Source organism: Mycolicibacterium gilvum, assembly GCF_900454025.1.
In the GTDB taxonomy this organism is placed as follows: Bacteria; Actinomycetota; Actinomycetes; order Mycobacteriales; family Mycobacteriaceae; genus Mycobacterium; species Mycobacterium gilvum.
On record NZ_UGQM01000001.1, the window covers coordinates 3,748,405 to 3,759,300 of the forward strand.

Annotated in this window: 12 protein-coding genes and 1 pseudogene; 9 read left to right on the forward strand and 4 right to left on the reverse strand. The window is 63.2% G+C overall.

Features of this window, described 5'->3' with window-relative positions:
- The first annotated feature begins 1 nt into the window (after position 1).
- The 8 genes and pseudogenes from DYE23_RS17525 (at position 2) to DYE23_RS17560 (ending at position 6,841) form a co-directional block, all read left to right on the forward strand.
- Complete coding sequence (locus DYE23_RS17525; RefSeq protein WP_011895481.1) at positions 2 to 1,084, forward strand: tyrosine-type recombinase/integrase; 1,083 nt, start codon at positions 2 to 4, stop codon at positions 1,082 to 1,084.
- A complete protein-coding gene (locus DYE23_RS17530) occupies positions 1,032 to 2,963 on the forward strand; it encodes a tyrosine-type recombinase/integrase (RefSeq protein WP_235660318.1) in 1,932 nt (643 codons plus the stop codon). The genes DYE23_RS17525 and DYE23_RS17530 overlap by 53 nt, the downstream gene beginning before the upstream one ends.
- Positions 2,960 to 3,259, forward strand: coding sequence for a DUF6262 family protein (locus DYE23_RS17535; RefSeq protein ID WP_115326493.1), 300 nt, complete (start codon positions 2,960 to 2,962; stop codon positions 3,257 to 3,259). Before DYE23_RS17530 ends, DYE23_RS17535 begins: the two co-directional genes overlap by 4 nt.
- A gap of 34 nt (positions 3,260 to 3,293) precedes the next feature.
- A pseudogene (locus DYE23_RS17540) lies at positions 3,294 to 3,527 on the forward strand (integrase core domain-containing protein); the annotation flags it as partial.
- 79 nt (positions 3,528 to 3,606) lie between these two features.
- Positions 3,607 to 4,122 carry a methyltransferase family protein gene (locus DYE23_RS17545; RefSeq protein WP_235660441.1) on the forward strand — a complete coding sequence of 172 codons (516 nt, stop codon included), beginning with the start codon at positions 3,607 to 3,609 and terminating at the stop codon, positions 4,120 to 4,122.
- A 99-nt stretch (positions 4,123 to 4,221) separates the two neighbouring features.
- Positions 4,222 to 4,929, forward strand: coding sequence for an ATP-binding cassette domain-containing protein (locus DYE23_RS17550; RefSeq protein ID WP_115327765.1), 708 nt, complete (start codon positions 4,222 to 4,224; stop codon positions 4,927 to 4,929).
- On the forward strand, positions 4,926 to 6,428 hold the full coding sequence (locus DYE23_RS17555) for an ABC transporter permease (protein ID WP_115327766.1): 1,503 nt from the start codon (positions 4,926 to 4,928) through the stop codon (positions 6,426 to 6,428). Before DYE23_RS17550 ends, DYE23_RS17555 begins: the two co-directional genes overlap by 4 nt.
- A complete protein-coding gene (locus DYE23_RS17560) occupies positions 6,425 to 6,841 on the forward strand; it encodes a hypothetical protein (RefSeq protein ID WP_115327767.1) in 417 nt (138 codons plus the stop codon). Before DYE23_RS17555 ends, DYE23_RS17560 begins: the two co-directional genes overlap by 4 nt.
- Positions 6,842 to 6,935: 94 nt before the next feature.
- On the opposite strand, the gene DYE23_RS17565 is transcribed toward DYE23_RS17560, so the two are convergent.
- From DYE23_RS17565 to DYE23_RS30645, 4 genes are all read right to left on the reverse strand, one after another.
- Positions 6,936 to 7,190 (reverse strand): SHOCT domain-containing protein, encoded by a 255-nt coding sequence (locus DYE23_RS17565; RefSeq protein WP_172527801.1) that lies wholly within the window; start codon positions 7,188 to 7,190, stop codon positions 6,936 to 6,938.
- Positions 7,191 to 7,361: 171 nt separating this feature from the next.
- A complete protein-coding gene (locus DYE23_RS17570) occupies positions 7,362 to 8,135 on the reverse strand; it encodes a DUF305 domain-containing protein (protein WP_115327769.1) in 774 nt (257 codons plus the stop codon).
- A 101-nt stretch (positions 8,136 to 8,236) separates the two neighbouring features.
- Complete coding sequence (locus DYE23_RS17575) at positions 8,237 to 8,749, reverse strand: pyridoxamine 5'-phosphate oxidase family protein (RefSeq protein ID WP_115327770.1); 513 nt, start codon at positions 8,747 to 8,749, stop codon at positions 8,237 to 8,239.
- Entirely contained in the window at positions 8,746 to 9,360 is a 615-nt protein-coding gene (locus DYE23_RS30645) for a hypothetical protein (RefSeq protein ID WP_147292292.1), read from the reverse strand. Before DYE23_RS30645 ends, DYE23_RS17575 begins: the two co-directional genes overlap by 4 nt.
- A 426-nt stretch (positions 9,361 to 9,786) precedes the next feature.
- Between DYE23_RS30645 and DYE23_RS17585 the strand changes: the two genes are divergently transcribed.
- Positions 9,787 to 10,653, forward strand: coding sequence for a polyphosphate kinase 2 family protein (locus DYE23_RS17585; protein WP_115327772.1), 867 nt, complete (start codon positions 9,787 to 9,789; stop codon positions 10,651 to 10,653).
- Positions 10,654 to 10,896: the final 243 nt, after the last annotated feature.

The following is a 10,896-nucleotide window of genomic DNA, read 5'->3' on the forward strand; positions in this document are numbered from 1 at the left end:
TATGACGATTCAGCATCAGCTGCGTCTGCAAGCAGGCACCGATGTCGCCTGGGTGTTGTCCGGTCCGGGTTGCGGGAAGTATGCGTTGGTCAACGAATACCTCAGGTATCTGGCCGACCGGAATTACTCTCCTCGCACGCTGCGGGCCTACGGCTATGACCTGTTGGCATTCTGCCGGTGGCTCGGCAGCGTCGACGTCGAGTTGAGTTCAGTGACCACCGAGACCGTGCTCGACTTCATGCGGCACTGCAGGCAGACTCCGATCGCGGGACGCCCCACCAACGTGGTGTCGATGACCGGCACGCGTCTCGACCGTTACTCGTCGACCACCATCAATCACCGGCTTGCCGCGTTGACGGGGCTGTTCACCTTCCGGGAGCTGCGTGACCCCGGACTGCGTACCCCAATCCCCAGCGGCCGCGAAGCGCGGCGGGTCAGCGCCGAGGAACGCAACGGCCTGCTCGGACATCTGGTGAGGCCGAAACGCCGATCGGCGCTGCGCCTGCGTGAACCGCGGCGGCTTCCGCGGGCTTTGAATCGCCGCGAGACCGCCGAGCTGTTATCGAGCCTGCGAACCTGGCGTGACCGAGCGCTGGCCGGGCTGATGTTGTTGTCCGGGTTGAGATCCGGGGAACTGCTCACCCTCGACGTGACTGACGTCGATATCGGAGCCCGCTGGGTGAAGGTGATGGGCAAAGGCGCCAAGGAACGCCGCGTGCCCCTCGATGTGGAGGTCGCAGGGCTGATCCAAACGTATCTTCTCGTCGAGCGACCCGAATCGGACAGCAACCGCCTTTTCCTGGTCGCCAAAGGCCCCCACCGGGGTCAGCCGTTGACCGCGGCCGGACTGCGCACCATCTTCCGGTATCACCGGATCAAGTCCGGAGTGCTCGCCGGTCACCCGCATGCGTTACGTCATACCTTCGGCACCGCGATGGCCGAGGCCGGTGTGGATCTAGCGGTGATGCAGGCACTGCTCGGACACGCCCACATCGACACCACAGCCCGCTACATCCATCTGGCACCCACCCATGTCAAGGCGGAATACGATGCTGCCCGAACACGATTACGCTCCCACACCTGAAACACCGGCGCAGATCTACGCCGCCTACCTGGTGCACCTACAACGCCGGGACCGCGGCAACACCGCCTACGCCCAGGCCGCCCGATCGTTCCTGCGGCGCTGGCCCCGAGTCCAGTCATGGGCCGACATCCCACTCGATGAGCAGCTGGCGGCGAACTGCTCGACACGCCCATTCGTCACCTTCTTGATGGTCAGCCGACGGTTGCAACCGGGCTACGACTACCTCGTTCACCGCAAGCTGTCGAGTCTGTGGCATGAGCTGACCGACAGTTGCCTGCAACCCGACCTCGATCAGTTCATCAGCGCAGCACTGGAACTGGGTTTCACCGAACGGGTCGCCTCGGCCATCGGCTCGCAGATCATCGCCCGGCTGCTGATCCAGACCGGCCGCCCCTTGACCGGCCTGCGGGAAAGCGACCTGCAGGAGTTGCTGCACGCCTGCCATGTTCGCCAAGAACGTACCGGACGCGGCGCCAAGCACTATCGCAGCACCACCCACAGTGCCCGCCAGATTCTGTTCCACCTCGGCATTCTTGATACACAGGCACGGCCGGCGGTCACTGCGTTGACCCTCGAGCAGCGGATGGTCGACGTTCCTGTCGCGCTGCGACCGGCGTTCGTGGCCTACCTGAACCGCAAATACGCCACCTGCGTGCCCAAAACGGTCAGTTCCCTGGCCACCCGATTGGCCCATTTCGGCCGGTACCTCGCCGCCGCCGACCCCAGCTTGACCTCCCTGAACCAACTGGACCGCCGCAGGCACATCGAACCGTTCATCACCTCGCTGACCACAGCCACCAACAGCGTCACCGGTGAGCCGATCACCGTCGCAGACCGGATCAGACGCATCCACGCGGTGGGAAACTTCCTAGCCGAGATCACCGAATGGGGATGGGACGACGCGCCACCGCGGCGCCTGATCTTCCGCACCGACCTGCCACGGCCACCCCGCTGCCTGCCCCGATACCTGCCCGTCGACTCCGACCGCAAACTCACTGCCGCACTGGCAAAATCACCCTACCGACTGGCCGCTGACGCACTGCTGGTGCAGCGAGCATGCGGACTGCGCATCGGTGAACTGCTCGACCTCGAACTCGACTGCATCCACGAGATCCCCGGCCAAGGATCCTGGCTCAAAGTTCCCCTCGGCAAGCTCAACTCCGAACGCATGATCCCCGTCGACGACGAGGTCCTCACCCTCGTGGACCGGATCACCACAACCCGCTCATCGGGCCGACCGATGATCCACCCCCGCACCGGAGCCCCAGCCGACTTCCTGTTCACCCACCACGGAAAACGACTCTCCCAGAACGCAGTACGTGAAGAATTGAACCGGGCAGCACAGGCCGCCAGCCTGGGACACATCACACCGCACCAACTGCGACACACCTACGCCACCGCGCTGATCAACGCCGGAGTCTCCCTGCAAGCACTCATGGCATTACTCGGCCACGTCTCCACCCAGATGAGCCTGCGCTACGCCCACCTCTTCGACCACACCGTACGCACCGAATACGAACGCGCCCTGGATCTGGCGAAGAGCCATATCGGAGCGCTGCCGAAAACCGCAGTCGGGCTGCCCATCACCGACATCACCGGCACCGGATGGAAGGACACACCGGCCATCAAATCCCGCCTCGCCGGCGGATACTGCCTACGCGCACCCGCGCAAGGATCCTGCCCCTACGCCAACATCTGCGAACACTGCCCAAGCTTTCACACCGACTCCACCCACCTGGCCGTCCTCGCCGCCCAACGCATCGACGCCCAAGATCTGGCAGCAGACGCAGAAAAACGAGGATGGATCGACGAAGCAGAGCGCCACCACAACCTCGTCTCCCGACTCGACGCACTCATCACCGGATCGGCATCCGCATGAATGAACCCGCCCTGCTCCGAGTCGAGCGCGTCTGCGCCGAACTCGCCACCTCAGGCCAACCCATCACCTTCACCACCGTGGCCGAACACGCCCAGATCAGCCGCGCGACGCTCTACCGCGACCACCAGCTCCGCGCCATCGTCGACGAACACCGCACCCGACAAACCGACGCCCGCACCCTGACCGGCCTGGCCACCGAAGTCGCACACCTGCGCACCGCCGTCGAAGCACTCGCCGCAGGAGTCAAACGCCACGAAGAACAAATCCGCAAGCTCACCAAACCACCCCGACGATGAACCATTCCGCCCAACACCGCGAGTCCATGAGCCCGGATTAGCCGGTCAAAGTGCCGATAACGCGTTGGCCGAATCGTTCAACGCCGCCCTCAAGCGCGAGATTCTGCAAGACCGTAACTGCTGGCCGGACGCGGCGATCTGCCGCCGTGAGGTCTTTCGGTGGCTGGCCCGCTACAACACCACACGACGGCACTCCTACTGCCGTCATTCCAGCCCCGCGACCTACGAAAGGAACCTGACACCGGCTACGCTGCCCGAAGCCGCATAACCACAAATCCCGTGTCCACTACATGGGGGCAAGGCCCAACCGAGACTGGCGGGCGATGGGCGCATATACAGCATTCTTGGTGGCGCTGTTCACCGAAATGTATGGCATCCCGTTGACCGTGTATCTCCTTGGAAGCTGGTTGGGAACGCGGTTTCCGTTGTTGCGCAACACGCACGCTGGCGGGCATGTGTGGAACGATCTCATCGGATGGACGGGCGATCCGCATCTGAGCCCCTTCCACCTGGCGAGCTACCTGGCCATTGGTGGAGGCTTTTGGGTCATCGCCGCGGGCTGGCGGCATCTGCACGAAGCCGCACAAACCGGCCGCTTGGCCACCACTGGACCCTACGCCGTGGTACGCCACCCGCAATACGACGGTTTCCTGTTGGTGATGATCGGGTTCTTATTGCAGTGGCCCACGATCCCAACCCTGATCATGTTCCCGGTGCTGGCCTATGTTTATGCGCGGCTCGCTCGCACGGAAGAGCGAGATGTGGCCCGCCGCTTCGGCCATCTTTGGGACGAATATGCCAGAGGGACACCGGCTTTCATTCCCAACGTCGTCACGATTCGCCAACATAGAACCAGGGTCTAGAGCATCGAAAGTCCAGCAGAAGAAACGACAAGCGCCAGCGCGGGTCGTACTGGCAGACGATCAGACAGCGCTTCTGGGTGAGGGTAGGAGGGGCCAGCCATGAGCCGTCCGACGCGCACGACAGCCGTTACACGTGGGCCGTCGGCCGAGGCGGGCTCAGGTTCGGTGCTGATCGCTGAGGGCATCGAGAAGTCTTTCCGCCGGGGAATTTTGCCGATGTCCCCGCGCCAGACGGTGCTGTACGGCGTCGACCTCAGCCTGAAGGCGGGTGAGGTTGTCGGCCTTGTTGGCGAAAACGGCTCCGGCAAGTCAACCATTATGAAGATCTTGGTCGGCGAATTAAGTGCGGATGCCGGTACCGTCACCCGTTCCGGTGTGCTCGGCTATTGTCCGCAGCAACCGGTTGTCTATGAACGCCTGACGTGCGATGAGCACATCGAGCTGTTCGCCCGCGCCTATCGCATGACCCATGAGGCCGAGCGACGCGCACGCCGAGACCTCTACGAGGCGTTAGGATTCGAACGCTATGCCGATACCCGTGCGGATCGCCTATCGGGCGGCACGCTAGCCAAGCTCAACCTCACTCTGGCCATGCTGGCCGATCCGCCCGTACTGCTGCTCGATGAGCCCTACGCCGGTTTCGACTGGGACACCTATCTGAGGTTCTGGGACCTGGTGGCTCGCCGCCGCGACGACGGACGGTCAGTGCTGATCATCAGCCACTTCGTCACCGACGAACAGCGCTTCGATCGCATCCTCAGGCTCTGCGACGGGCGCCTTTGCGACAATTCTGAGTCGTCGCGATGACCACGGCAGCCCATGAACAATGGCGCCCCACACTGTTGCTGACCCGCAGTTTCATCACCGACTACGTACGCAATCCGGTCAACCTCATGATGCTCGTCGTGGTGCCGCTGGTGTTCGTGCTGGTCGCGGCCGGCTCGATCGCCGACGCAATGGAACTGTTGCGGGGCCGACCCGGAATGGCAACCCAAACCGCCACAGCGGGTTGGGCTGCTGGGTTCCTCTCGGGGCTGGCGATGTACTTTCAGATCCGTTCGGCTCGAATGGCTGACAGGCGGTTGCTGTTGGCGGGCCTGCCGGCTGCGCGGCTTCTCGCCGCTCGGGCGGGCACCGGTCTGCTCATGGCCTGTCTCGTCTCAGCAGTGGCGCTGGCGGCGTTGGCCGTGCGGGTCGGTGTCGAGCATCCACTGCAGGTGATTCTCGGCACGCTGATGTTTGCGGTCATCTACCTCGCGATCGGCGCGCTCGTCGGGGCGGCGGTCGCCAATCCGGTCAACGGTGCAGTGGTCATACTGTTGATCTGGATGATCGACGTCTTCGTCGGACCAGCAGGCAGCGGTGGCGACTTTGTCGCGACCCGATGGTTCCCAACCCATTTCGTCACGCTGTGGATGGTGGACACGCCTTCACGCCATGCCGGGAAGCTAGGCGACCTGGGTCTCGCCTCGGTGTGGATGGTTGGCGCCCTGATTATTGCCGGGGTGGTCGTCGCGACCCGTTCCCGGACCGCGCGACGAGGTCGGCGCACCCCCGGTCAACTGGCCACCGCACTGCGATTCGGTGTGGTCGACCTACGGCGCAATACCGTACTGCTAGCACTGCTGGTGATCGTTCCCGCCGCGTTCGTGCTGCTGGCCAAAGTCACCACCCCAGGACGATTCCTCATCGTGTCCGTCACCGAGAGCGGCACGACCTCAAAGGTGCCGTTCTGGTTTCCCGACGTCCACGCCGGAGCCATGGCTCCCATCGGTGTCGGGGCATTGGCTGCACTCGTGGGGATGTTCGTCGTCGTCGACGCCGCCAGCGGGGACGGGCGCTTACGCCTGTCCGGGTACCGCATCGCGGTCGTGATAGCCGCCCGTCTAGGGGTGGTCGCCGTGGCTACCGTCGCTATTACTGCGGCCACGATGGCGATTACGGCGACGGTCTTCGACGCCAGGCAGTGGCCTGCCTATGTCGGAGCGAATCTGCTCATCGCCCTCACCTACGCGTTGATCGGTGTTGTTATCGGCCCACTGCTGGGCAAGGTCGCCGGGGTGTTCGTGGCATTCTTGATCCCCTTTCTCGATCTGGGCATCATCCAGAGCCCCATGCTGCGCCCCATACCTCAGGAGTGGGCGCAGATGCTGCCCGGGTACGGGGTGACCAGGGTGCTGTTCGATGCGAGCCTCACGGCGCGCTTCGATGAGACCTTGCCACTGATCAGCGCCTTCGCGTGGCTGGCTGGTCTGACGGTTGTGGCGGCGGCTGTCTTGGCCCGCGGGAGCAAGAAGGCCATATGAGCGCTACAGCATGGCTATTCGTTGCCGGAGGCGCCATCGTGGCCGGGGTCGGCGGCTACTTCGTGATCGCTCGGCCGGCGCTCCTTCCGGAGGATCTGCGCTACCTACGCCGCAGCGACGGCGAGGTCGAAGCCGCGATACCGCGTCTGCGGAAGTGGCTGCATCTCGTGTTCATCGTGCTCGGCGGCCACATGGTGAGTACGGGAATCTTGACCATCTACGTGGCGGTAAGCGCGCTAGGTGACAACAACCCGTCGACTGTTGTGGTTCTTGCACTAGCCGGCGCGTCGTCCGTTGGCGCGATGGTGGTGGTGAACTTCCAGTTGCACTCAGCCTTTCGGTGGGTGCTCCTAGCAGCGTTGCTGCCGTGGGTAGTCGCCATCGGCTCTGCAGCTCTGTCGTGGTTGTCCTGACGCAGTCGTGAGGATCGGTCAGCACCACTGCCAACTCGGCGACGATCGTCGGGGCGCTGCAACATCGGGCAAACGGCACACCCGAGGCACGGGGTCAGCGATCCCGGTGATCCCGTAATACGGCCAACCGATTGCGGTACTCGGCTTCGTCGATGTCGCCGCGTGCGAAGCGGTCGGCCAGCACCTGCGCGGGCGAGGGCGGTGAAGGGACCCGTGAGGTGCCGGCACCGGTGCTGGATTTGATGAGCGCAAAAATGCCCACGATCAGCAACGCCCAAAACAGCACCATCCCGATCCCCATCACGGTATAGCCCCACCAACCCATGTTGTCGTCGTACCAGTACATCAAGGCGAATCCTTCTCCGTCGTAGAATATCTGACTGCCGCGCCCTACATTTGGACGTTCCGTTATGGCCGGAAGGCACTGACCCAGAGGGAAATTGACGTCGCGCGTCTTGCGGCTGCCCGGAGTCGAAAGCTATACACCCCGATCGGTGCCCAGCAGCATGACGCCGAGCACCTACAACGAGCCCAGAATGGTCTGCATGGTGGCGATCTCTTGCTGTTGGGACGTCACGATGGAGCGACCGAGTTCCTTCATCGGCGGATACTGGCCGCCCTCTATCACGTGCTGCGCCATCGTGATAGCGCCTTGGTGATGTTGGATCATCTGTGTCAGGAACAGCTTGGCGGCTTCGACTCCCTGAGCGTTTTGAAGCGCTGCCATGTCTTGCGGCGACATCATTCCCATCATTCCGTCCATGCCGGGCATCCCCGGCATCATGGTTCCGCTCGGCATCATGCTGTTGGGCATGCCTGGCATGGCACTCGAACCTGGCATTGCGCTTGTCGTCTCGGGGGGCGTCGACGTGCCGGTGTGATGTGGGTCCGACGTTCGACTCGGGGTTGCGCTCTGTCTGGGCGTTTCCATGCCGGGCATCATCGGCATTGCTTCCGGCTGACCCCACTCGCTTAGCCACGATCGCATTTCTTCGATCTCGGGGCCCTGCGCCGCCTTAATCTGGTTCGCCATATCCACGACACGGCCGTCGATCCCCGCCTTGGCGATGATGATGTCGCTCATTTCGATGGCTTGCTGGTGGTGCGGAATCATGTGTTGCGCGAACATGACGTCGACCTGGTTGTGCGGCTCAGCCGCTGACGGGGATGCGGAGGTCGACGTGGCGGTGTTCGATTGGCCGCCTTCATTACTCGTCGAGTTGCTACACGCGGTCAGCGCGAGCAGCGCCGCGGTCACCGCCACCCCTGCGGCCAGCCTATTGCTCATCTTCATTGGATTCCCTTTCGCTGTCGGCGCATCCGATACAGGATGCGTGTCATGTGGTGTGCTCGTTCCGGCTGCAGCCTGCCGAGCACACGGTGGTCGGCCTGGACTCATTGCCGTGCCTCGGGGATCTTCACCCGACCGATCGCTCCGCGCGGCCGCCGCAGGATGTCCAGAAGGGACATGCCCATGGCATACGTGAACAAGGTACGTTCGGGACGGATACGAATGAAACACAGGTCGCCGCCCTCGCTCACGATGCGTCGCTCCGTGGCGAGTATTCGGCGCAGGAACCACGACCCCGCGAATGCCCGATTGGCTTGCTCATCATCATCGGAAACTACTGTCGCGGTACCCATGAACTGGATCACGCGCGGCGGGAACATAGGGACGAAGCGATGCGGGACAGGTGCAACGAAGGCCACATCGGAATGTGCACGAAGATTCTGCACCTTACGGGTGGACGTCCGCGTCGTGACAAACAGGGCCAACGGCTCACCCGGTGACGAAACCGCGAACACCACACCGGTCGCATGCGGTGCGCCCAGTTCGGTCAGTGTCGACAGCGTGCCGAACGTCGCTTTCCTTAGAGCGTTTTCGACGAAGTCGAAGTCGACGTTCACCGCTGCCCCCCGTCAACGCGGGACAGCGTCCCGGTACGGCCCCGACCGCTGCGCAAATCGCTGAACCGAAACCGTTTTTGGCTGCTAGCCGCAACATCGTCAACGGTCGCAGCCGCGGCCGGATGCTCCGATGCGGATTCGATCGCCGACACCCTGCCGACAAGCTCGTCTCCGCCCATGCCGACCACAAAGTCAGTAACCGTAGGCTGCCGCTCGGTCAACGCGCCGGAATGCGTCGACATCGCGGTGATGGACGAAATCGAGGTTTCCATCGTGGCCGCGCTGTCGAGCAGCGGACCGCGCGCGGCGAGAAGTTCTGCGCCGGCGATGATTGCGGTGCCCGTCGCCACCGCGAGCCCGCGATGACCCATCATCTCGCGTAGAAATGGCCCCTCTGCTAGTGGCGGCTGATTTTCCTCGCGGTTGGCATCAAGGTGTAACTCGGCAAGCTCGGCGCTGGCTCCGGCCGGAGAATCGCAGGCAGGGTCGGGCACGACGCGGCCTGCACAATGGGATTCATAGTCGCGCACCCATGGACGTGGCTGCGCGACCGGGGTTTCGGTGGGCTCGTAGGTGATGCTGGCAGTGTGGTTGGCGGCGTAGGCAGTCACGGCTACAACGCCTTTAACATGCTGCAGCGTGACTCGTCGATCCACGGAGATGCCGCCCAGTGCAGAGCACTGACGTTGAGGGTCGCATTTTCTGTCATGGCACTCCCCTCCAGTGCGGTACGTGTTCTGCCAGGCGCAGCCTGAGTACCAGCTTTGTCTCCCCGGATACCGCTCTTCTTATTCCTTTGACGAAGATTTGATAAAGCAACTCGCACCGAAGCCGACGTCGAGGCGCCCCGGGCCACCGTGCACGCCTTCACACACGGCCCCCTGTGCGTGTGGCTCCCGTGAACCCATCGCGGGGGCCACTGACCCGATGGCCGAGGCGACCATCCCGAGCCCCGCCGCCGTCTCAACCAGCCGACGACCGCCTGTTTCGGTGGGCGATGACGAAGGGTGAAGCGGGAGAGGAAGATGGAGGGCGTTATGACACACAAGAAGGCCCCGCCCGGGTGGGCCACATCGCCGTCCCGTTCGCTGCGGGCGGGATCAGGCGGCACCTGTCTGGCCGATCTGGACGCGGCGTCGACCCCCGGCTTCTCGGGTGGAAAATCAGAAGCCGCGTCGCTGTTGGAGACGCGAGGCCGCTACCTGAACGAACTTCAAGAGATGCTCTACGCAAACGCCGTGTCGGGCCAGGGACGTTCTGTGCTTCTCGTGCTGCAAGGTATGGATACCGCAGGAAAGGGCGGCATCATTCGCCACGTGCTCGGGCTGGTCAATCCGGAAGGCATCGACCACGCCCCCTTCGGCGTCCCGACGGCCGAGGAACGTCAGCATCATTTTTTGTGGCGTACCTACAAAGCACTACCGCGACTCGGGCACATCGGCGTGTTCGATCGCTCTCATTACGAGGATGTCCTCGTCGCGCGGGTGCATCGCCTCGTTCCCGAAGCAGTATGGGAGACGCGCTACGGGGAGATCAACGATTTCGAACGCCAGCTGGCAAATCAAGGAACGGTGATCGTGAAGGTAGCGATGTTCGTCTCACTGGCCGAGCAAAAGAATCGGTTGTTGGCCAGATTGCGTGACCCAGAAAAGAATTGGAAATACGACCGCAAAGACGTCGAGGAGCGCTTGCTGTGGCCCCACTACCAGGAGGCCTATCAGGCGATTTTGGATAGAACGTCCACCGACGTCGCACCCTGGCATGTCGTGCCATGTGACCACAAATGGTACAGCCGCCTCGCCGTCGCCGAACTGCTGATCGATGCGCTCGAGGGGATGGAACTTGCTTGGCCCACACCAATCTATGACGTAGACGAAGAGATCGCCAGAGTGATGCGCAGCTGACCAACGCTCCTAACCTTTTGCCTCCCGAGGAGACGCCGCGGTGCGCCCATAGGCTCGACGCTGCTGCCCACCGTGCCACTCCCCTACTCGCACTGGTGCCCAATAGCGTTGGGAACCAACTCTTCTGCGTGCATTCCCGGGCGAGAGCGCCGCACTGACACACCCCGCCGCGTCAGGGATCCGGATTTTGGCAGATTGCGGGTGACCTCGCACCGGGGACAACGTCGGCGTCCATCTGCCGAT

Excerpts from the sequence above, each read along its gene's own strand:
- DYE23_RS17525 (WP_011895481.1), top strand. The coding sequence starts at position 2 with ATGACGATTCAGCATCAGCTGCGTCTGCAAGCAGGCACCGATGTCGCC.
- DYE23_RS17530 (WP_235660318.1), top strand. The coding sequence starts at position 1,032 with ATGTCAAGGCGGAATACGATGCTGCCCGAACACGATTACGCTCCCACA.
- DYE23_RS17535 (WP_115326493.1), top strand. The coding sequence starts at position 2,960 with ATGAATGAACCCGCCCTGCTCCGAGTCGAGCGCGTCTGCGCCGAACTC.
- DYE23_RS17550 (WP_115327765.1), top strand. The coding sequence starts at position 4,222 with ATGAGCCGTCCGACGCGCACGACAGCCGTTACACGTGGGCCGTCGGCC.
- DYE23_RS17555 (WP_115327766.1), top strand. The coding sequence starts at position 4,926 with ATGACCACGGCAGCCCATGAACAATGGCGCCCCACACTGTTGCTGACC.
- DYE23_RS17560 (WP_115327767.1), top strand. The coding sequence starts at position 6,425 with ATGAGCGCTACAGCATGGCTATTCGTTGCCGGAGGCGCCATCGTGGCC.
- DYE23_RS17570 (WP_115327769.1), bottom strand. The coding sequence starts at position 8,135 with ATGAAGATGAGCAATAGGCTGGCCGCAGGGGTGGCGGTGACCGCGGCG.
- DYE23_RS17585 (WP_115327772.1), top strand. The coding sequence starts at position 9,787 with ATGACACACAAGAAGGCCCCGCCCGGGTGGGCCACATCGCCGTCCCGT.